The 22,061-nt window shown below is 29.6% G+C and carries 18 protein-coding genes; 13 read left to right on the top strand and 5 right to left on the bottom strand.

The window, feature by feature from the left end:
• Positions 1-8 precede the first annotated feature (8 nt).
• From R4I97_RS02255 to R4I97_RS02240, 4 genes are all read left to right on the top strand, one after another.
• Positions 9-1,421, top strand: a complete 1,413-nt coding sequence (locus R4I97_RS02255) for a gluconate:H+ symporter (protein WP_335783515.1) — start codon at positions 9-11, stop codon at positions 1,419-1,421.
• Between the two features lie 45 nt (positions 1,422-1,466).
• A complete protein-coding gene (gene dapA, locus R4I97_RS02250; RefSeq protein WP_335783514.1) occupies positions 1,467-2,360 on the top strand; it encodes a 4-hydroxy-tetrahydrodipicolinate synthase in 894 nt (297 codons plus the stop codon).
• A gap of 36 nt (positions 2,361-2,396) precedes the next feature.
• The gene (garD, locus tag R4I97_RS02245) at positions 2,397-3,911 is read left to right on the top strand and encodes a galactarate dehydratase (RefSeq protein ID WP_335783513.1); all 1,515 of its coding nucleotides are present in this window, start codon (positions 2,397-2,399) and stop codon (positions 3,909-3,911) included.
• 139 nt (positions 3,912-4,050) lie between these two features.
• Positions 4,051-5,178: a glycerate kinase gene (locus R4I97_RS02240; protein WP_335783512.1), complete on the top strand. Its 1,128-nt coding sequence runs from the start codon at positions 4,051-4,053 to the stop codon at positions 5,176-5,178.
• 531 nt (positions 5,179-5,709) lie between these two features.
• Here R4I97_RS02240 and aspS read toward each other — a convergent pair.
• Positions 5,710-7,473, bottom strand: a complete 1,764-nt coding sequence (gene aspS / locus R4I97_RS02235) for an aspartate--tRNA ligase (RefSeq protein WP_335783511.1) — start codon at positions 7,471-7,473, stop codon at positions 5,710-5,712.
• Positions 7,474-8,217: 744 nt separating this feature from the next.
• Between aspS and R4I97_RS02230 the strand changes: the two genes are divergently transcribed.
• The 7 genes from R4I97_RS02230 (at position 8,218) to R4I97_RS02200 (ending at position 15,969) form a co-directional block, all read left to right on the top strand.
• A complete protein-coding gene (locus R4I97_RS02230) occupies positions 8,218-8,997 on the top strand; it encodes a PhoH family protein (protein WP_335783510.1) in 780 nt (259 codons plus the stop codon).
• 21 nt (positions 8,998-9,018) lie between these two features.
• Positions 9,019-11,376 (top strand): HDIG domain-containing metalloprotein, encoded by a 2,358-nt coding sequence (locus R4I97_RS02225; protein WP_335783509.1) that lies wholly within the window; start codon positions 9,019-9,021, stop codon positions 11,374-11,376.
• A 1-nt stretch (position 11,377) separates the two neighbouring features.
• Positions 11,378-11,836 (top strand): rRNA maturation RNase YbeY, encoded by a 459-nt coding sequence (ybeY, locus tag R4I97_RS02220; RefSeq protein ID WP_335783508.1) that lies wholly within the window; start codon positions 11,378-11,380, stop codon positions 11,834-11,836.
• Positions 11,802-12,653 (top strand): hemolysin C, encoded by an 852-nt coding sequence (gene tlyC / locus R4I97_RS02215; RefSeq protein ID WP_335783507.1) that lies wholly within the window; start codon positions 11,802-11,804, stop codon positions 12,651-12,653. The genes ybeY and tlyC overlap by 35 nt, the downstream gene beginning before the upstream one ends.
• Positions 12,654-12,817: 164 nt before the next feature.
• Positions 12,818-14,767, top strand: coding sequence for a methionine--tRNA ligase (gene metG, locus R4I97_RS02210; RefSeq protein ID WP_335783506.1), 1,950 nt, complete (start codon positions 12,818-12,820; stop codon positions 14,765-14,767).
• 15 nt (positions 14,768-14,782) lie between these two features.
• Positions 14,783-15,553 (top strand): cell division protein FtsQ/DivIB, encoded by a 771-nt coding sequence (locus R4I97_RS02205; RefSeq protein WP_335783505.1) that lies wholly within the window; start codon positions 14,783-14,785, stop codon positions 15,551-15,553.
• An 11-nt stretch (positions 15,554-15,564) separates the two neighbouring features.
• The gene (locus R4I97_RS02200; RefSeq protein WP_335783504.1) at positions 15,565-15,969 is read left to right on the top strand and encodes a hypothetical protein; all 405 of its coding nucleotides are present in this window, start codon (positions 15,565-15,567) and stop codon (positions 15,967-15,969) included.
• A 488-nt stretch (positions 15,970-16,457) separates the two neighbouring features.
• Here R4I97_RS02200 and R4I97_RS02195 read toward each other — a convergent pair whose 3' ends face one another.
• Positions 16,458-17,399 carry a TDT family transporter gene (locus R4I97_RS02195; protein WP_335783503.1) on the bottom strand — a complete coding sequence of 314 codons (942 nt, stop codon included), beginning with the start codon at positions 17,397-17,399 and terminating at the stop codon, positions 16,458-16,460.
• Between the two features lie 150 nt (positions 17,400-17,549).
• Between R4I97_RS02195 and R4I97_RS02190 the strand changes: the two genes are divergently transcribed.
• Positions 17,550-17,888: a hypothetical protein gene (locus tag R4I97_RS02190; RefSeq protein ID WP_335783502.1), complete on the top strand. Its 339-nt coding sequence runs from the start codon at positions 17,550-17,552 to the stop codon at positions 17,886-17,888.
• A 35-nt stretch (positions 17,889-17,923) separates the two neighbouring features.
• Positions 17,924-18,670, top strand: coding sequence for a class I SAM-dependent methyltransferase (locus tag R4I97_RS02185; RefSeq protein WP_335783501.1), 747 nt, complete (start codon positions 17,924-17,926; stop codon positions 18,668-18,670).
• Positions 18,671-18,754: 84 nt separating this feature from the next.
• Here R4I97_RS02185 and R4I97_RS02180 read toward each other — a convergent pair whose 3' ends face one another.
• The 3 genes from R4I97_RS02180 to R4I97_RS02170 form a co-directional block, all read right to left on the bottom strand.
• Positions 18,755-19,912 (bottom strand): cyclically-permuted mutarotase family protein, encoded by a 1,158-nt coding sequence (locus tag R4I97_RS02180; RefSeq protein WP_335783500.1) that lies wholly within the window; start codon positions 19,910-19,912, stop codon positions 18,755-18,757.
• A 35-nt stretch (positions 19,913-19,947) separates the two neighbouring features.
• Positions 19,948-21,480, bottom strand: coding sequence for a sodium:solute symporter (locus R4I97_RS02175; protein WP_335783499.1), 1,533 nt, complete (start codon positions 21,478-21,480; stop codon positions 19,948-19,950).
• A gap of 68 nt (positions 21,481-21,548) precedes the next feature.
• Positions 21,549-22,013: a YhcH/YjgK/YiaL family protein gene (locus R4I97_RS02170; protein WP_335783498.1), complete on the bottom strand. Its 465-nt coding sequence runs from the start codon at positions 22,011-22,013 to the stop codon at positions 21,549-21,551.
• Positions 22,014-22,061 lie beyond the last annotated feature (48 nt).

Here is a 22,061-nt window from a genome sequence, read left to right as displayed (position 1 = left end):
GTATAAGTATGGATGAAGCAACAAGAATGATATTAGGGCTTATTTTAGGTGTAGGCATAATGATATTTTTGGTAATGTTTACAAAAATACATACATTTATAGCCCTATTAATAGCTGCCATGATAACTGGTATTATAGGCGGCATGCCGATAACTGATATAACAAATGCAGACGGCAAAAAAATAACAGGCTTAATAACAGCAATACAGTCTGGTTTTGGCAACACTTTATCAAGCACAGGTATTATTATAGGATTAGGTGTTATGATGGGCGGGGTATTAGAGAAATCAGGCGGAGCTGAAAGGCTGGCATTTACATTTATAAAATTTATTGGTAAGAAAAAAGAAGAATGGGCTTTAGGTATTACAGGTTTAATAGTATCTATACCTGTATTTGCAGATTCAGCACTTTTAATTTTTGCTCCATTATTGAAAGGTATGTCTCAAGTTACAGGAAAGTCTGTTGTAGGTTTGGCACTTGCTTTGGCTGCAGGATTACAGCTTTCTCACTCATTGGTACCGCCTACACCAGGACCTTTAACTGCTGCAGGTCTTCTTAATGTAGATATGGGAGCCATGATACTTACAGGAATTGCAGTATCTATTATTCCTTTAATAGCTGCGATATTTTATACAAAATGGCTTGGAACAAAAATATATCAAATACCAAATGAGCAAGGTGGATTTGATAAAAAAGAATTTAAAGCAGAATATATACGTTCTATGTCAGAACTTGAAAAATTAATGGGCTCTAAAGAACTTCCTTCATTTGTTATGTCATTAGCTCCTATAGTAGTTCCTTTGATATTGATTTTTGCTAAAACTATATTAGATGTATCAAATGCAAAACTTGGAGTTTTAAATAGTATAATAGATTTTTTAGGAAGCCCTGTTGTTGCTTTGATGATAGGAACACTTATTGCTATTTACGGACTTGCTTTTAAAGACAGTAAAAAAGATGTGTTAAAAGTTTTGGAAGATTCTGTAAAATCAACAGGTATGATAATGCTTATTACAGGAGCAGGCGGATGTTTAGGAAATGTAATTAAAGTAAGCGGACTTGGGGATGTTTTAGGTGATGTAGTTGTTAATTTGCCTATACCTGCTTTGCTTATACCTTTTGTTATAGCTGCTTTAATGAGAATAGCTTTAGGTTCTGCTACTGTTGCAATAACTACTGCTGCTACTTTAACAGCACCTTTGATGGGTGATTTAGGAACTTCTCCTATATTGTTGGCTCAGGCTTGCTGTGCTGGTGCTATATCGTTTTCATATTTCAATGATAGCGGATTCTGGGTATTTAATGGTATGTTTGGTGTAAGCGAATTAAAAGATCAGGTTATGTGTAAATTTACTGTATCTATGATAATGTCGCTTTTAGCTTTAGCAGTATTATTTGTTATGCAAATATTTATTAGATAAGAATAATTTATTATATAAAAATAACCTATTAGAAAGGATATAATTATGAGTTTTCAACCAAAAGGAATTATTCCGCCTATAGTAACACCTATAGATGATAATGGAAATATTAACTATAAAGTTTTAGAAGAGTTATCTATTCATTTAATAGAAGAGGGAGTTCATGGTTTGTTTCCTATGGGAACAACAGGAGAATTTTATGCTGTTGATGAAGAGGAATACAGAAAAGTATTAGAAACTGTAAAAAAAGCGGCAGCTGGAAGAGTACCTGTTTACGGGGGAGTTAATAGCATATCAACAAAAGGTGCTTTAAGATTATTAAAAATATGTGAAGATGTAGGAATGGATGCCATTTCTGTATTGACACCTATGTTTATATCTCAAACACAAGATGAATTATATCAGCATTATAAAACTATAGCTTCTCATTCATCATTGCCTATAGTATTGTATAATAATAAACCCAAGACTAATGTTACTATAGAGCCTAGTACAGTAGCTAAGCTTGCTAAGATAGATAATATAGTTGGTGTAAAAGACAGCACTGGAGATATGACTAATACAACAGAATATATTCGTTTAACTAGAGATAATGAAAATTTTAATGTTCTTTTAGGAAGAGATACTTTAATATATGCTGGTTTATGCTGCGGTGCTAAAGGTGCTATAGCATCATGTGCTAATGTTGCTCCTAGATTAACTGTTGATATATATGAGAAATTTATGGCAGGAGATTTAAAAGGCTCATTAGATGCTCAATTTGCACTTGCTCCTATTAGAATAATAAGTAATATGGGAACTTTCCCAGCAGTTATTAAAGAAGGATTAGTTCAGCAGGGAATTAATGTAGGAAAATGTTTGGACCCTATACAGAAACTTAAAGATGATGAAATAGAAAAATTGAGAGCTGTACTAAGAGAAGCAGGATTAATCAAATAAATTATTATTAAATTGATTTGTAAAAAGAGGATTATAATGAAAAAATCTTTTATAAAAATTAATGAAAATGATAATGTAGTTGTAGCAATAAAGGATTTAAAGGAAGGCGAATATATCGATGAGGGTTTTAAAGTTAATTCTAATATACCTCAATCACATAAGATAGCTTTAAAAGATATAAAAAAAGATGAGGCTATTATTAGGTATGGTATTTGCATTGGTTTTGCTTTGCAGGATATAAAAAAAGGCGATTGGGTGAATGAGCATATATTAAGACTTCCTTTAGCTCCTAAATTAGAAGATTTAGTGTTTGCTGAAAATATTGTATCTAATCTTCCTAAACCTTTAAGAACTACATTTGAAGGCTATGATAATCCGGGAAGTAAATTTGCAGGTACAAGAAATATACTTGCTATAAGCACAACTGTACAATGTGTTGCTGGAGTTTTAAATGTGGCTGTAAAAGAGATGAAGGAAAAACTGCTTCCAAAATATAAAAATGTAGATGATATAATTGCTATTAATCATGCTTATGGATGCGGGGTTGCAATAAATGCTAAAAATGCTGATATTCCTATAAGATCTTTAAGGAATTTAGTAAAAAATCCTAATTTCGGTTCTGAGGTTATGGTGGTAGGGCTTGGATGTGAAAAGCTTACTGTAGATATGATTTTAGATGAAAATTTAATTAATGAGGATAATGTTATTATATTACAGGAAAAGAAAGGTTTTCATAATATAATGAATTCTCTCATGGAAATGGCAGAGAAGAAACTTGAAAAATTAAATCAAAGAAAAAGAACAACTTTGCCTTTATCTAAACTTTGTATAGGTATGCAGTGCGGGGGCAGTGATGCTTTTTCTGGTATTAGTGCTAATCCTGCAGCAGGTTATGCTTCAGATATGCTTGTATCAGCTGGAGCTACAGTCATGTTTTCTGAAGTTACGGAAGCAAGAGATGGTGTGCATATATTAGCGGCAAGATGCAAAGATGATACAGTAGGAAAAAAGCTCGCTTCAGAAATGAAATGGTATGATGATTATTTAGCTGTAGGAGAGGCTGATAGAAGTGCTAACCCTACTCCTGGAAATAAAAAAGGAGGACTTGCTAATATAGTTGAAAAAGCTATAGGGTCTATTGCAAAATCTGGAACAGCTCCTATAGTAGAAGTACTTTCTCCTGGTGAAATCCCTACTAAACATGGCTTGATATACGCTGCTACTCCTTCTAGTGATATAGTATGCGGACCTTCTCAGTTAGCTTCTGGGATTACTTTGCAGGTATTTATGACAGGAAGAGGTACGCCTTATGGATTAGCTGCTGCTCCTGTTATAAAAGTATCATCAAGAAATGATTTGAAAGACATGTGGAGTGATTTAATAGATTTTAGTGCTGGAGATATTGTTACAGGAGAGGCTGATATAAAAGAGGTTGGAGAAAGGCTGTTTAATGAAATATTAGATGTGGCAAGCGGAATAAAAAAAACATTTACAGAGCAATATCATCTTTATAATGATATGTGTATATTTAATCCTGCTCCTATTACATAATAATTTATGTACGATAGAAAATGAAAGGAATGTTAAAATTCTTTTCATTTTCTTATATATAATCAATTTCTATTTATTTTTAATTTTATAAAAACACATTATAGTATATAATACTTCATAATAATTAAGAGGAAATCTAATGAAAAAGATAATAATAATACCAGATTCATTCAAAGGAAGTGCTAGCAGTATGGAAGTTTGCAGCTGCATAGAAAGAGGCGTATTAAAAGTATTTAAAAATGCTATTATAAAAAAAATACCGGTTGCTGATGGCGGAGAGGGAACAGTTGATTCTATAATTTATGCAGCAGGCGGAAATATAAAAAAGGTATATGTAAAAAATCCATTAGGTGAAACTATAGAAGCGAAATATGGTATTATTAGTAAAGATAAGGCTGTTATAGAAATGGCTGAAGCGTCAGGAATTACTTTAGTTGATGACAATGAAAGAAATCCTTTGAAATATTCAACTTATGGAACTGGAGAGCTTATAAAAGATGCTTTAAATAGTAATATAAAAGAAATATTAATAGGTATAGGCGGAAGTGCTACTAATGATTGCGGTATTGGAATGGCTAGTGCTTTAGGATATAGATTTTTAGATAAAGATAATAATGAACTCAATGCTATTGCTGAAAATATGATAAAGGTTGCTTACATAGATGACAGCAATGTAGATAAAAGAATATTTGATATAAAAATAAAGGTTGCTTGTGATGTGAAAAACCCACTATATGGTGAAAATGGAGCTACTGCTATATACGGAAAACAAAAAGGTGTTACAGAAGAAAGCTTTCAGATACTTGATGACGGACTTAAAAATATAGCAAGAATTGTTAAAGAAAAATTTAATAAAGAAATAGACTATATAGAAGGATCAGGTGCTGCTGGAGGGCTTGGAGGCGGTCTTGTTGCCTTTTGTAATGCTCAATTAAAAAGCGGTATTGATGCTGTGCTTGATATTATAGATTTTGAGGAACAAATAAAAGATGCTTCTCTTATTATAACTGGTGAAGGTGCTATTGACGGTCAGACAAAAAAAGGTAAAGTGCCTGTAGGTGTTGCAAGAAGAGCTTCTAATACTCCTGTAATTGCTATAGTAGGTGATATAAGAGATGGAGCTGAGGCAGTTTATGATATGGGAATTGTATCTATTATGCCTGCTTTAAAAAGAGCTATGCCTCTTGAGGAAGCTATAAAAAATTCTAAAGCACTAATAGAAGATGCTGCAGAGAGAGCCTGCAGATTTATAAGCATTAATTTATAAAATCTTTATACGTATATACAAATAAGAATATAATAATAAAATATTATATTCCTATTTGTTTTTATATATCTTTTTTGGCTATATTTTATTTTAAATATTTTTATACAATTAAATGTATATTAAATAAAAATGAACAATTTATTCAGAATCCCCGCCCTTTATTCTTTATTGTATATTTAAAATTATAACTTCATTTATATTTCAAACTCAAATAATAAAAGCACCCCCGCCCAAGTATTAATTAGATTTTTAAATTAGTTTACCGCACGGTGAGCAGATTTTTTAATATAAAAAGAGTTGCATTTTTAATTTCACTATATTTTTTATTTGGCTCAGCGTGCGTTATGAAATTTTTAAATTAAAAATCTGCTTGGGTGGGTGCTATAAATTCTAATACAACAATAAAGAAATAAAAAATAGAAATAACAGATAAAATAAAAAAGCATAAAGGGTGGGGAATTAGAACAAATTTAAAAAAATAAAAGCCCCTTATAACTTTAAGAGGCTTTATATTTATAACTTATTTATAAATTATTCTTCAACTTTCAAATGAAGCTCTTCTAATTGGTCGGCATCAACAGTAGAAGGACAGCTGCTCATCAAACATTGTCCCTTCTGAGTTTTAGGGAATGCTATAACTTCTCTTATGCTGTCTTGTTTTTGTAATAACATTATAACTCTGTCTATACCAAAAGCCATACCGCACATAGGAGGAGCACCATATTTTAAAGCATCAAGTAAGAATCCGAATCTTATTTTAGCTTTCTCTTCATCTATGCCTAAAAGTTTGAATATAGTAGCTTGTATCTTACTATCATAAATACGCTGACCACCGCCGCCTATTTCATTGCCGTTTAATACTAAGTCATAAGTATCGCTTCTCACTTTTAGAGGCTCGCTTTCAAGTATAGCAACATCTTCAGGTACTGGGGCAGTGAATGGGTGGTGAGTAGCGGATATTCTCTTTTCTTTGTGATCATATTCAAATAATGGAAACTCTACTACCCATAAGAAGTTTAATTTGTCTTTATCTATTAAATTTAATTTCTCAGCAACTCTTAATCTTAAATTACCTAAAGCATCGAATGTAACTTTTGGAGTGTCAGCAACAAAAAATAATAAGTCGCCTTTTTCTGATTTTGTAACTTCTAAAATTTTCTTTTGATTTTCTTCAGAGAAGAATTTAACGATGTTAGACTCAAGTCCGTTTTCAGTAACTCTCATCCAAGCAAGACCTTTAGCACCAAATATACCAACATATTTAGTAAAGTCGTCAATATCTTTTCTGCTTAATTTATCAACCCCGCCTTTAGCATTCAAACATCTTATTATAAATTTATTATCTAAAGCATTTTTGAATACTGCAAAATCACAGCCTCTAACAGCATCTTCAACATTGATAAGTTTTAATTCAAATCTCGTATCAGGCTTATCGCTTCCGTACATTTCCATAGCATCATAATAATTTAATCTAGGGAATGGAGTAGGGATATCTATTCCGTAAACATCTTTAACTATATTAGCAGTAATACTTTCCATAATAGATAAGAATTCATCAGTATTAAGGAAAGAAGTTTCAATATCAACTTGAGTAAATTCAGGCTGTCTGTCAGCTCTTAAGTCCTCATCGCGGAAACATTTAGCTACTTGATAGTATCTTTCAAAACCGCCTATCATAAGTATTTGTTTGAATATTTGAGGAGATTGAGGCAATGCATAGAAATCTCCAGCATTTAATCTTGAAGGAACTAAGAAGTCTCTTGCACCTTCAGGAGTACTTTTATTTAATATAGGAGTTTCAACATCTATAAAACCATTATCAGCTAAATGTTTTCTGAAAGCATTAGTGATTTGGAATCTTTTATATAAGTTATTAAATACTTTATTTCTTCTTAAATCTAAGTATCTGTATTTTAATCTTATATCTTCGCCAGTATCAATATCATCTTCAAGTAAGAAAGGAGGAGTTTCAGAAGTATTAAGAAGCTCCATTTTTTCAACCATAACCTCAATTTCACCAGTAGGAATTTTAGGGTTAACCATTTCAGGACTTCTTGCTCTTATTTTACCTTCAACACTAATAACATATTCGCTTCTCAAATCTTGAGCGTCATTATGTGCTTCTTTGCTGATTTCAGGATTGAATACAATTTGTACAAAACCTGTTCTGTCTCTTAAATCTACGAATATTACTCCGCCATGATCTCTTCTTCTTAACACCCAACCGGCTAATTTTACTTCTTTGCCGATATCGTCTTTTGTTAATATTCCATTATAGGCACTTTTAAAACGCATATTAGTTCCTCTTAAAAAATTATTTATTTGATTATTAAAAATAAGTTATATTTCTTTTAGTTTGAATAAACATAATAATTATATTATATATAGGTATAAAAATCAATAATTAAAAATAGTTAATTTTTTTTTGTTTGAACAAGATGTATATTATATTATTTTTTGGTCTAAAAAATCATAAATTTTTATAATCTTAATTATTATAAATAAATGTTTTAAACAAAATTATAATACGAATTATAAAAAAGTATTATTAATTATTATTAAAGTTAAAACTAAAAATAATTTTATGATTTTTATAATAAATAACTAATTTTATATAAATCCAAACTAAAATTAAGAGAATATAATAATTTTTGTAAAATTAGATAAAAAATATATTAGGCTTCAAATTAAGATTCTACTATTATATATAATGCTGCTATGATATAGTTGAAAAAATTAATAGAGATTTAATACGATATGTTTTCTACTTGTATGAAATTTTAATATATGTAATATTGACAATAATCAATTTTTTTGTACTATATTATAATACAATAAAAATTAAAGGATAAAAAAATAAATAAAAAGAGATTAGACAATAAAGTAAAGTTTAAAGATTATGATGCGTATATTTCCATTTGCGGTGCAGAGGATAAAAATCTTCAAGCTTTAGAGAATAAATTTAATGTTTCAATATATCCAAAAGGAAATGAATTAACTATAGAGGGTAATTATTCAAATATAGAAGATACTCTAAAAGTGATATATATACTTAAAGACATGTATATTTCTAATACCGAAATTTCTTTAGAAAAGGTTATTAATATATCTGATAATGTATTTAAAGAGCGTGAGAGTTCTTTAATTAATATGCGTATAAAGCTTCCGTATCTTGGAAGAAACATAGAAATGAAAACTATATCTCAGGGTGAATATTTAGAGAAGATGATTTTTAATGATATAGTATTTTCTACGGGTGCGGCAGGTACTGGAAAAACATTTCTATCTGTTGCTTATGGTATAAGTTTGCTTGCAGAAAATAAGATTGAGCGTATGATAATAACAAGACCTGTTGTTGAGGCGGGTGAGAGTTTGGGATATTTGCCTGGAGATTTCAAAGAAAAGATTTCACCGTATATGAGACCTGTATATGATGCCTTGTATAGTCTTTTGTCTAGTGATATAATATTAAGATATACAGAAGAGAATAAAATAGAAGTAGCTCCTTTAGCTTATATGAGGGGAAGAACTTTAAGCAGGGCTTTTATAATACTTGATGAGGCACAAAACACTACAGTTGCTCAGATGAAGATGTTTTTAAGCAGAATAGGAGAGAAGTCTAAGGCTGTTATTACAGGAGATATTACTCAAAGCGATTTGCCAAAAAATGTAAAATCTGGACTGGAGCATTCTATTAAAATATTAAACAATATAGAAGGAATAGCTTTTCATCATTTTGATAAAAAAGATGTGATAAGGCATAGGTTAGTTACCAAAATATTAGAAGCTTATGATAATGCTGATAATATAAAAGAGTAAGACTATTGGATAAAATTTATTATGAACACGAATAAAAAAATTATTAAATCTATAATCAATAAAACTCTCAATATGGAGAGAATATTTCAATTGTTAATAGCAGTAATTTTGTATATAATAACATTAGTTTTAGTATTTCCAACTTATGTGCAAAAAATTACAATACCGTCTATAGGCGAAACAGTAAAAGAGCCTTTGATTGCTAAAAGTAATATAAAATATAAAAATGTAGAAGAAACTCAAAGATTAATAACATATTTACAGGCTAATGTAAGGCCTATATTTGAAATGCCAGAGAGTATAGAAAAAGAATCATTATTAAAAGTTAGTAATATGTTTAACTTTATTAGAAGTTTTGATACGAATAATGTTTCTTTTGATGAGATATATGATGCTGTAATATCCGAATATAATTTAAATATTAATAAGACAATTTTTTCTAATGCTATTGTTAATAAAGATAATATTGGATATGAGTCAAAAGTTATAGATACACTTAAGAGTTTATTTGAAGTTGGAATAATATCCAAAAGAAATTTAACTCCTGAAACTTTAAGATTGATACTTAATAATGGTATATTTATTTATAAGTATAATGATTATGTTGTTGAAGAGAGAATAGCGGCAAAAAATAGAATATTCTTTTTAGAGAATTTAAAAAATGAAATTAGCTCTATTTTAGGAAATAGATATAATGATTTGAATGTATTTCATATTAATACAATATCTTCTATAATAAATGTTTTTTTGGTAGATAATTTAATTTATAATTCAGAAAAAACTCAAGAGGAGATAAATAAGATTCAATTATCTGTGGACCCTATATATACAACAATAAAGGCTGGTTTTCCAATATTAGAAGAGGGTGAAAGGGTTACAGAGGATAAGGTAAAGCTTTTAAAATATATTTTAGATAATAATAGTTTTTTTGAGTATAATATAAGAAATTTAATAGGTCAGGGGTTATTTATATTGATGTTATTCAGTTTTGTAGGATACATCATTTTTAAATACAAGATAGAGTTTTATACTAATTTTAAAAATTTTATTTTATTTTCACTTGAATATTTGCTTATTATTTCTATAGCATATTTTATAAGCAATTATGTATCGGATAAACTTATAAATATACCTTTTTATATATACACTTTTATACCAATGTTTTCTATGCTTAATACTTTGCTTGGGGCAAGAAGGGGGATTTCAGCTATTGTAACTGTATGTATTACTCTTTTAGCTGCTAATATGGTTCAAGCTGATGTGTATGAGTTTTTCTCACTATTTGTAATATCTATGATAACTTCTATTGCTACAAAAAAGATTAATAGCAGAAATGGGGTTTTATGGTTAGGTATTCAAATAGGGGTATCTTTAAGTATAGTGTCATTAATTAATGCATTTATTAAAGATGATTTTAATTTTAATTATATGATATTTGTATTTGCTTTTGCAAGCGGTTTAATACAAGCAATACTCGTTATGATTATTCTTCCTATTTGTGAGTATTTACTTGAGACGGCTACTATATTTAGACTTCAGGAATTGGCAGACTTAAACAATCCTCTTTTAAGACAGCTTCAAATCAATGCTCCGGGTACTTATCACCATTCTATTAATATGGCTAATTTGGTAGAAACTATAGCCGATGAGATTGGGGAAGATGGAAGGTTGGCCTGCGTATCAGCATATTATCATGATATAGGTAAAATAGAAAATCCGTTATATTTTATAGAAAATACAAATAGAGATGATAACAGACATAATAAATTAAAGCCAACTTTATCTGCTGCAATAGTAAAATCACATGTTCGTTTTGGAGTTGAGATAGCAAAAAAATATAGACTTCCAAAAGAAATAATAGCTGCTATAAAAGAACATCATGGAACAAGTTTAATAAAATATTTCTATGCAGATGCTCTAAAAGAAGACCCTGATATAGATGTAAGTTTATTTACTTATGGAGGTCCCAAACCTCAATCTAAAATTACAGCTATTTTAATGATATTAGATTCTATAGAAGCAGCAAGCAGAACTATAGATAGTCCTACTAAAGAAAAATTAGCATCACTCATAGACAGCATAGTAAAAAGTAAAATGACAGAGGGTGAATTAAATGACAGCGGGCTTACATTGCAAGATATTGAAACTATTAAAAGAATAAGCTTACAAAAGATTTTAATTTCATTACATGAGAGAATAAAATATCCAGAGCTTCCAAAAGATGTAGGCAAAGATAATAATAATAAAAACGAAAAAGCAGAAAATACTGAGAAAAATACTAAAACAGATACTAAAAAAGTTTCAAAAACAAAAGAAAGATTTATTAAAAATATCAATACTAAAAAAGAAGCTATTAATAAAGACAAAGTAAAGAAATAGTATGAAAAAGGTTAATGTTTTTAATAACACTGATTATGATATTAATCTAAATATTTATAGGTATTTTTTATATCATGCTGTAAAAGCTGCAAATATTGATGGGGAAGTAAATTTAGTTTTTTCTAATGATGATTACATAAGAGGACTAAACAAGCAATTTAGAAATAAAGACAAAGCCACAGATGTATTAACTTTTCCTATGGGGGAAGCTAAAGACGGAGGCGATATTGTTATTTCTTATGAGTGGGTTTTGGACAGATATAGCGAAGATAAAATAAAGATGACTGTCATAAAATTAATAGTTCATTCTATACTTCATTTACAGGGTATACATCATAATTATACAGAAAAATCTCTTAAAAAAAATTATAAAAGAATGAGAGAATTATATAAAAAAATACTTGAACATATAAAAGGGAATTATAATGCCAATAAAGAAGATATTAAAAAAGATAGTTAAAAAGAATAAAGATAATTATAATGATAAGAGCCACTATATTAATTTAAGTTTATTAACAGAAGAAGAGAGAGAGATTGTAATAAACACTATTGAACTAAAAAGTAAAAATGTAAAAGATATAATGATACCGAGAGTTGATGTAAATATGCTTCATATAGATACAAGCTATGAGAAGGTAATTAAAGCTTTTAATAGAGATAGAAACTCAAGGATACCTGTTTATAAAGATGGGATAGATGATATAGTTGGTGTACTTTATGTTAAGGATTTGGTGGATATAGATGAAAAAACTTTTAATTTAAAGAAGATAATACACAAGGCTTTTTTTGTACCGATATCTATTTCGCTTATGGAGCTTTTGAAGAATTTTAGAACTAAGCAGATTCATATTGCTATGGTAGTTGATGAGTACGGCGGATTTTCTGGAATTGTTAGTATGGAAGATGTACTTGAGGAGATTGTAGGAGATATTCGAGATGAGTTTGATGAGGAAGATGATGAAGAAGTTAAGAGTAATGATGATGGAAGTTTCTTAGTTGATGCTAGGATGAGGATAGATGAGATTAATAAATATGGGATACTTCCAGACATACCAGATGATGACGCTGATACTGTAGGCGGATTTTTGTTTTCTTATCTTGGAAGGCTTCCAAAGAGAAATGAGGCTATAAAATATAATGGTTATTCTTTTACTGTTGTTGGAAAGAGCGGAAATATTGTTACAAAGATTAGAATAGAAAAATTAAATAAAAATAGTGGAGAGGAAGAAGAAGAGAATAAAGAAGATGAATATAATATAGAAAATGATGATATATAAAAATTTTTTATAATTGCTTTTTAATAAAAAAATTATATAGCTTTTTATCTTATAAAGTTCCATAAAAATAAAAAATCAATAAATAATTCAATATTAAAACGGCTTTACAAAAACTGTTTATTTTAGTATAATTGTCTAAGCATAGTTTTAGGGAGAAATAATAAATGACAGACAAAAAATTTTATATCACAACTCCAATATATTATCCTTCAGATTATTTACATATAGGGCATTGTTACTGTACCATAGCGGCAGACACTATGGCGAGATATAAAAAAATAATGGGTTATGATGTTTATTTTTTAACGGGTACTGATGAACATGGAGAGAAGATTCAAAGAAAAGCAGAGGAAGCTAAAACTACTCCCAAAGAATATGTTGATAATATAGTAGATGCTACAAAAAAATTATGGAAAAGACTTCATATAGATTATAATCATTATATAAGAACAACAGATGATTATCATGAAAGAAGAGTACAAAATATATTCAAACAGCTTTATGATAAAGGATATATTTACAAAGGTTCATATAAAGGTCTTTACTGTGTAAGCGACGAGGCGTTTTTTACAGAGAGTCAGGTTGTAAAAAAAGATGATGGAAAATGTTACTGCCCTGATTGTGAGAAAGAATTGGAGTATAAAGAAGAGGAATGTTATTATCTTAAACTTTCTGAGTTTGGAGATTGGCTTATCAATTATTATAAAGAACACCCTGAGTTTTTAGAGCCTAAAGAGAGACAAAATGAGATGCTTAAAAACTTTTTGCTTCCTGGTCTTGAAGATTTAGCTGTTACTCGTAAGGGGTTAAAATGGGGTATACCTTGCCCTATAGATAATGAGCACAGCATATATGTATGGATTGATGCTCTATCAAACTATATTACAGCTTTAGGGTATAGTGAAGAAGATGAGTTATATAAAAAATATTGGCCTTGCGATGTTCATTTTGTTGGTAAAGAGATAGTTCGTTTCCATGCTGTTATATGGCCTATAATGCTTAAAATGCTTGATGTACCTCTTCCTAAAAAGGTGTTTGGCCATGGCTGGGTGCTTTTTGATGATGGTAAGAAGATGAGTAAGAGCAGGGGAAATGTTGTTGATCCTAATACTTTAATAGATAAATATGGAGTTGATGCTTTAAGATATTTCCTTATGAGAGAGATTAATTTTGGTGTCGATGGATTCTATTCACAAGAGCTTTTCTTAAAAAGAATTAATAGCGATTTGGCTAATGATTATGGTAATTTATGGCATAGAATTACTACAATGCTTGGAAAATATTTTGACGGTGTTCTTCCAGAAGAGGTTGAGAGTGTTTATTCTGATAGAGAGAGAGAATTAAAAAAGGCAGTGCTTACATTAGATGCTAATGTGGAATCTTCTTTAGATTCTTTTAAGTTTCAAGATGCTTTATTCAATATTTGGGAAGTTATAAAAATGGTAAACAAATATGTTGAAGAGAGTGCTCCTTGGAATCTTGCTAAAGATGAAACTAAAAGAGACCATTTAGCTAATGTTATGTATATATCTTTTCAAGCATATTATATAGTAACTGCTTATTTGCAAATATTTTTTGTGGAGACTCCTAAAAAGGTATTTAATAGATTAGGTCTTGGCGACAGTGTTCCTTTGGAAGATGCTAAGAAATGGGGGTCTTTAAAGGCTGGTATAAAGATAGAAAAAGGAGAGCCTTTATTTAATAGATATGATATAGAAAAAGAGATAGGTGTTTCTTCTGAAGAAAATAAAAAAGAAGTTAATCCTCCTAAAGAAGATAAACATAAGCCTTATATAGAAAAAGAAGATTTTGAGAAGTTAGAATTATTAACTGCTACAATAGTTGTTGCTGAGAAGGTTGAAAATGCAGATAAGCTTTTAAAGTTTGTAGTTGATATAGGCGGAGGAGAGCAGAGAGTTGTTGTTTCTTCTATTGCTGAGTATTATAAGCCAGAGGAGATGGTTGGAAAGACTGTACTTTATCTTGCTAATTTAAAACCTAAAAAGTTTAGAGGTGTTAATTCACATGGTATGCTTCTTTTGGCAGATAATGGAGAGACTCTTTCTCTTATGGTAACAGAAAGAGGCTTTAATGCTGGATGCGAAGTAAATTAAAACCCAAAATTAAATATGAAAAATAAAACTTTTAATGAAAGCAAATTAAGAAAAAAGCTTCAAAAAAATAAATTAAGTCAAAAGCAAAAAAAATTAATAAAGAAAATAGTATTATATTTTTTGTTAATAATATTTATTATTGGTATTGGTTTTATTTTCAACAAAGCGAAAGTTTTGAGAGTTGAGATAAGAGGGCTTAAATTAATAGCACCTATTACTATAATAGAAGAAGCTAATTTGAGCGATTATAATAATAAAAGTTTATTTTTTATACCCAAAAAAGAAATAAAACAGAGAATAGAAAAAAATATCAGGCTTCAAGTAGAGAGCATAAAAATATCTTTTCCAGATTTACTTATTGTTAATATAAAAGAGAGAGAGACTTTATTTTTAGCAGAGTCGCAAAATGGTATATACGAAATTACTGATGACGGATATATTATAAGAAATTCATCTATTTATAATTATGATGTACCTTATATTACAGGTTTAACTATCACTTCAACAAACGAAAAAATAGAAAACGATTATACAAAATATTTAAGAAGCGTTTTATATGAATTGAAAACTAATAATTATGATATATATAATCTTATTTCAGAGATAAATGCTTTTGGAAAGGATTTGATACTTTATCCGAGGGGCTATCAGGTTCAGGTGATATTAGACAAATATGTTACTGCTAATAAATTTGTTGATCTTGCTGCCATATTAAAAACTGTTCATGACCAGGCTACTTTAACTTATAGAATAGATTTTAGGTTTAATGAAGCTATAATTAATTAAGGTTTATATTTATGAGAGTATCAGCAAAACATATTGATAAATTAGAAGAAGATGAAGTTTTTGTATTTGGAAGCAACACAGAAGGCATGCATGCAGGAGGAGCTGCAAGAATGGCTATGAATTGGGGTGCTATATATGGCAAAGCTTTTGGTCTTCAGGGTAAAACTTTTGCTATTCCTACGGTTGATTATACGAGAAGCGGAAAAATGAGCATTGATGAAATAAAAAAGTATGTTGATGAGTTTTTAGATTTTACTATAGAAAACAAAGACAAAAAATTTCTTGTTACAGAGATAGGCTGCGGCATAGCGGGTTTTAAAGTATCAGAGATAGCTCCTTTATTTAGAAAGGCATTAGAATATAGTAATGTGTATTTGCCTGAGAGATTTATTAATTATTTAAAAGAGAATAATTAGTATACTAAAAATTTAAAGTTTTTATTTGTGGTGGCTTTGCCCAACTGTTGTGCGTACTTCGTCAAAAAGTTTTTGCCCTTTGGGCACACTTCACGAAAATACAAGTACTATAGCTAATATATTATGAATATGTATAAACTATAGGATAACACCTTTATTTTAGACTAAAAAATGCAGTCTTTTTGCTTCTTTGGGTCACCAAAAGAAGTAGGGGTTTGGGGACTAGTCCCCAAAATATAAAAACCAAAATTAATAGATTTAAAAGTTTTAAAATATATAATAAGTTTTTTTATTCAACTTTTTCCCGCCGCAAAAAGTTGCAAAAAGTGCAAGTTAAGAGAACAATATTAATTATATTTTACATACGTAATATTAGACCAAAACAATATAAATACTTATTAATTTAGTTTTTTAATAATTTTACTGTAAAAAATAATTATTACATTTATAAAAAATAAATATTATAACAAAACACTATCAATTATATTTTATTCCTTATCCTTTATAACATTGAAATGTATAAAAGACATCATATTTAAAAATACATATAATATCATCAAACTAGCAATTATAAGCTCTATTATAGCAACATATCTCCATATGTAATAATATTCTCCACCCATAGATTTTGAATAATTAGCAAATTTCAAAAGAGCCTGTGCACCTATTGCAAGAGGGAAAGTGTATGCTGCAAATAACGGTATAAACTTTATTCTAAAAGCTTTTATTAAAGATAAATAAACTTTAAATGTTGTAATTAAGCCTAATGCTAAAAATAAGTTAAGTATAGCAGTGTTGTATGTTTGAAATGCAGTTAAATATCCGCATAAACATAAATTAGCAGGTGCTCCCATTACAGCGAAAGCAGGAAACTTATCTTCAGCTAAAGGTTCATGGAAAATGATTCTATAGAAAATAAAAGGAAACATTATTATATATATAACCATGCCTATATAAACTATATACTGCGATAAAGTAGGAAAACCCATAGCACTTCCGCTAACAGAAGCTACAACTATACCAATAGGCGGAACAAACCAGCTAGGCACCATATTATGTCTGTCTTTTAAGTTTATTCTATGAGCTATAAAAGTGATTGCAAATATTGTGTGTATCACTATAGCTATAAGCCACATAGCAATACCAAGCGGTCTTATAAATTGTACTACAGAACTTGATATTACCATAATAGCCATATCTAAAGTAGGTATTGTACTTCCTGCAACTGGATGCTCTAAATCTTTAATAAATGCTTTGAAAGATGAAAATATTTTTGTAATTATTGTGAGTATTAATACAGATGATATTAAAGCTCCAATGTATGCAAAATATTTTTTTCCTGTAAAGATAGTCCAAGCGTTGAATATACCGCCTACGCCAAGTGCTAAACCTGTGAGGGCTGTAGGCATTTTATTTATTTTGTTTATCATAATAAAATTAAAAAAGAATTTATAATAATTCTTAGCTCCTTATATTGTTGAAAACATTATATATTAAAAATCAGAAAAAATCTATTTAAAATAATTGCTATAAATATATTATTGTATTAGTATATAATAATTAAGGAGAGTTTGTAAAAAATGAAAAAATTAGTTTTATTATTTTTAATTATTTTAAGTATTGTTATAATAGGCTGTAAAACTGATAATATATTAGGAATAAGTAAAAATTATGAAGGTACTTGGGTTTGTACTGAAGGTGAACTTATAGGAAAGACGGTTATTATTAATTCTGATGGGTCATTGAAATATGATAATATTAGTGTTTCTGCAGCCCTTATTACAAAGCATAGCGATGACCATTATTCTGCAAGCACAACATTTGCTGGTAAAACTTTCTCAGTTGATCTTGTGTTTACAAGTAATACTACAGCAACTGTTCAAGCAGACGGCAAGAGCGGAGTTTTCACAAAGCAATAAATACACAATAATATAATCTAATAACAAGGTTTTACATGGATTATACAGAAATTAATTCTTTAACTATAGATAAATGGGTTGAAGATGGTTGGGTATGGGGTGTTCCTATTACCAATAAGAAGTTTTTAGAAGCTAAAAATGGAAATTGGGATATGCTTTTAACACCAACTAAAAATGTTCCTAAAGAATGGTTTGGAAATTTGGAAAATAAAAATGTATTGGGGCTTGCCTCTGGAGGAGGACAGCAGATGCCAATATTTGCAGCTTTGGGAGCTAAATGCACATTAATAGATTATTCTCAAAAACAGATAGATAATGATGTATTTGTGTCAAAGAGAGAAGGTTATAATATAAACGCTATAAAATATGATATGACAAAAAAATTTCCTTTTGAAGATGAGAGCTTTGATTTGATTTTTCATCCTGTTTCTAATTGTTATGTGGAGAATGTTTTTCATGTATGGAGTGAATGTTATAGAGTATTAAAAAAAGGCGGAAGGCTTATGTCTGGGCTCGATAATGGAATTAATTTTTTATTTGATGAAAATAGTAAAGAGATTAAATATAAACTTCCTTTTAATCCGCTAAAAGATAAAAAATTATTAGATGAGTTATTAAGTAAAAATGACGGCATTCAATTTTCTCACACCATAGAAGAGCAGATAAGAGGGCAGTTAAAGTGCGGATTTAAGTTAATTGATATTTATGAAGACACCAACGGAGAAGGACTGCTTCATGAATATAATGTTCCTACTTTCTGGGCTACATTATGTTTAAAATAGTTTTAATAAAATTAATAAAAAAAGAAGGGCTTTACCTTTTATAGATAAAACCCTTTAATAAATTACTAATTTTATTAATTATCTTTATTTAGCCATTATAGTGCCTACATACATTTTGTCTGTTCTAACACCCGGCTTAATTTCTCCATTAATAGAATATATTTTATTTCCTATTAATATTAAACCCTCTCCGCAAGGAGCATCAAAAGGAACTTCTCCTATTGCTTTCCAAGTATTAGACTCACAGTTATAAATTAATATTTTGCTGTTCCAATCAAATTCATAAGGGTCAGCACCAAAATAACCAGCTCTAAAATCAGCCAATGCTTGATCTTGAAGATTTCCTAAATTATAAACAGCATCATCATAAACAGCTTTGTTAAAACCGCCTATAACAAGCATTTCTTGTTCATTAAGTTTAACTGATACAGCACCAAGCAAAGATATTCCTTCATTGTTAAGAGCTACATCAGAAACTTGCTCCCAAGTGTTGTTAGCAAAATCATATTTATAACCGTCGGTATAAGCAGTAGCATCTCCGCCGCTAAACACATATATATTGCCGTTTAGTAATTGTGCAACAGCTTGAGTTCTGCTTGCTTGATTAGGTACAGGGGCTAATTCTTTAGTCTCTTTTGTAGCTAAATCATACTCATAAACTTTGTCGCTTCCTTTTCCTGCTTGTTTACCAGTGATAATATATAATTTATTGTCTTTATAAACAGCAACACCATTTTGTAATGTGAAAGGTAAATCACCTATTTTTTCAACATTTAATTTATTATTTTTTAATGTGATAAATAATATATCATCATCAGCTTCAGGGTTTGAAGAGCCGCCGATATAGTATATCCCATTTGTAACAGTTACAGAAGCCCCATATCCTAATTCGTTTTCCCAATTAATATGCTCAACAACTTCTAATGTTCCGTTTTTATCTTCAAGCATATAAATGTCAGAATAAGTTTTTTTAGCTCCGCCGTTAAGTACAGATTCTTCAGGGAAGTTAGCACCTCCTCCAACAACAATATATTTGTTTTCTAAAGAACCATATAATAAACCAGCAGTACCAATATTCTTATCCATTCCAGTTTGAGCAGGTAAACGTCCGCCCATCTCCCAAACTATTTTTTTATCAGTTTTAGAATCTAATACATTTGCATTGCTATTAGAAGAAGTATTAGTATTATTTGAACATCCAACAGCAAATATAGTAGATAATATCAAACATAATTTTTTCATTTTATTTCCTTGCAATAAACCACAATACACCGCTATTATTTTTGATTTTTAATAGTAGTAGAGTAAGTTAAACCTTTTATTTTTTCCTCGCTTGGTTTTCCAAAGAAGAAAGAAGCTATAAAAGATACTATTACACTAGAGCCTATAATTATAAATGATAACATAAACTCAAAGATTTTTGGTTTAACGTAACCAGGTATAAACTTAGTAAGCATACCAGCAGGGTCGCTGACATAGAATGCAATTATTACAGAAACTATAAAACCAATCCATACAGCTTTAGATTCTACTTTATCAAAGAATATACCAATTAAGAATACTCCAGCTATAGGACCGCCCAAAAGACCAGTAATAGCTTGGAAATATAAGAACATATCGCCTTGACCATTGTAGATGAAGTATATAGCAAGTAGTGTACTAAATATACCAACTATCCAGCTTGAAATTCTTGCAAATTTAAGTTTGCTTTTATCTTCCATACCAGATTTGAAATATTCTAAAATATCTGCAGTCATACAAGTAGAAACAGAGTTCAAACTTGAAGATACTGTAGACTGAGCAGCAGCAAATATAGCAGCAATTACAAGTCCTGATATACCAACAGGTAAAGCATTTACTATAAAGTATGGAAGTATAGCATTACCGTTAATGTTTTCTGGTAAAGTAGCTTTAAAATGGAAGTAAATATATAAAGCAGAACCCATACCTATAAATATTACAATACTAGTACAAAGTAAAGGAACATTCATAAATAAACTTTTTTTAGCTTCATGTTCATCTTTGTTTGTAGCATATCTTTGAACTATGTCTTGGCTTCCTACATAAGAATAAATAGAGTTTACGAATCCTCCAACTATCATAACCCAAATACTTGATTTAGCTAAATCTAAAGAGAAGAAATCAGGGCTTATAATTTTACCGTCATCAGCTAAAAGTTTAAAGCCTTGTCCTACACCTTCAGGAGCAGAAGAAAAACCTACTATAATTACTAGGAAAGCACCCAAAAGAAGTACAACAGTTTGTATAGCATCAGACCATAATACTGCCTCAATACCTCCCATAGATGTATAAGCAACACAGAATATTGATACTACAATAGTTATTAATACTGGGTTTAATGTTGGCACAACTTGTTGTATAGCTAATGTAGGAAGATAAATTACTATAGCCATTCTTACAACGTGGAAAAGTATGAATGTTAAACTACCAACAAGTCTGAAAGAATTATCAAATCTTCTTCCTAAATATTCATAAGCAGTAGTAACATTAACTCTTCTAAAGAAAGGTACAAAAGTGTATGCTGCCCATAATACCATTAAAATGATTCCCAATGGAGCCATACCAAGCAGCCAGCTGTTATTATAAACAGAAGCAGGTATAGCAATAAACGAAATAGATGATAAAGCAGTAGCGTAAATACTCATTGCTGTTACCAAAGCAGGAACTCTTCCTCCAGCTTTGAAATAATCATCTGTAGATTTTGTTCTTTTAGCAAAGAACATACCAATAAAAAACATTACGACAAAATATAGTCCGATGACTATCCAGTCAAACCAATGCCAAGCCATATAATTTTCTCCTATTATTAAAATATTTGTTTATAAAAAAGTTAATTATTTTTAAGAAAGTATAGTTTTTAAGCTTTGTATGGAACTTTAACTATAGCTTTTTTTACGTGATTTTTACCGCTTTTTGGCGGAAGTCCTACTCTATGAGCATCATAAGGAAGAAGTATAAGCATTTCTCCTTGAGATAAAGTTAAACGAACAGTTCCTTCTCCTTCCCAGTCATGATAATCTGAAGCTTCATCATAAGTTTTTGGTTTTAATGTTGAAGTGTTTGCTATAATAAAATCTTCAGAGCCTTCAAAAATAATTTGAACATCTACATATTGTAAATGTGATTCCCAAGGAGGATTATCTTTGTTATCATATTCTGTAACATTGATAAAAGCCCCTTCGCATATTTCTTTGTCAAGTAAATGTTTTCCGTTAGGCAATTTTTTTAATTCTTCATAATGCTCTCTAATATAATTTTTAGCTTTCCATATAGTATCATGGAAATTCTGATTGAACTCACTTTTTATTGGCTTTAATATCATAATATAAATTCCTTTTATAAAAAATTAATTAAAATAAGATTGTATTAA

It is taken from the genome of Brachyspira pilosicoli (assembly GCF_036997485.1).
In the GTDB taxonomy this organism is placed as follows: Bacteria; Spirochaetota; Brachyspiria; order Brachyspirales; family Brachyspiraceae; genus Brachyspira; species Brachyspira pilosicoli_C.
The sequence above is the reverse complement of the archived record's forward strand: the minus strand, read 5'-3'. Positions and strand labels throughout refer to the sequence as shown.

Bases quoted from the DNA above. Each gene is read 5' to 3' on its own strand.
- R4I97_RS02255 (WP_335783515.1), top strand. From the start codon at position 9: ATGGATGAAGCAACAAGAATGATATTAGGGCTTATTTTAGGTGTAGGC.
- dapA (WP_335783514.1), top strand. From the start codon at position 1,467: ATGAGTTTTCAACCAAAAGGAATTATTCCGCCTATAGTAACACCTATA.
- garD (WP_335783513.1), top strand. From the start codon at position 2,397: ATGAAAAAATCTTTTATAAAAATTAATGAAAATGATAATGTAGTTGTA.
- R4I97_RS02240 (WP_335783512.1), top strand. From the start codon at position 4,051: ATGAAAAAGATAATAATAATACCAGATTCATTCAAAGGAAGTGCTAGC.
- aspS (WP_335783511.1), bottom strand. From the start codon at position 7,473: ATGCGTTTTAAAAGTGCCTATAATGGAATATTAACAAAAGACGATATC.
- R4I97_RS02225 (WP_335783509.1), top strand. From the start codon at position 9,019: ATGAACACGAATAAAAAAATTATTAAATCTATAATCAATAAAACTCTC.
- ybeY (WP_335783508.1), top strand. From the start codon at position 11,378: ATGAAAAAGGTTAATGTTTTTAATAACACTGATTATGATATTAATCTA.
- tlyC (WP_335783507.1), top strand. From the start codon at position 11,802: ATGCCAATAAAGAAGATATTAAAAAAGATAGTTAAAAAGAATAAAGAT.
- metG (WP_335783506.1), top strand. From the start codon at position 12,818: ATGACAGACAAAAAATTTTATATCACAACTCCAATATATTATCCTTCA.
- R4I97_RS02205 (WP_335783505.1), top strand. From the start codon at position 14,783: ATGAAAAATAAAACTTTTAATGAAAGCAAATTAAGAAAAAAGCTTCAA.
- R4I97_RS02200 (WP_335783504.1), top strand. From the start codon at position 15,565: ATGAGAGTATCAGCAAAACATATTGATAAATTAGAAGAAGATGAAGTT.
- R4I97_RS02195 (WP_335783503.1), bottom strand. From the start codon at position 17,399: ATGATAAACAAAATAAATAAAATGCCTACAGCCCTCACAGGTTTAGCA.
- R4I97_RS02190 (WP_335783502.1), top strand. From the start codon at position 17,550: ATGAAAAAATTAGTTTTATTATTTTTAATTATTTTAAGTATTGTTATA.
- R4I97_RS02185 (WP_335783501.1), top strand. From the start codon at position 17,924: ATGGATTATACAGAAATTAATTCTTTAACTATAGATAAATGGGTTGAA.
- R4I97_RS02180 (WP_335783500.1), bottom strand. From the start codon at position 19,912: ATGAAAAAATTATGTTTGATATTATCTACTATATTTGCTGTTGGATGT.
- R4I97_RS02175 (WP_335783499.1), bottom strand. From the start codon at position 21,480: ATGGCTTGGCATTGGTTTGACTGGATAGTCATCGGACTATATTTTGTC.
- R4I97_RS02170 (WP_335783498.1), bottom strand. From the start codon at position 22,013: ATGATATTAAAGCCAATAAAAAGTGAGTTCAATCAGAATTTCCATGAT.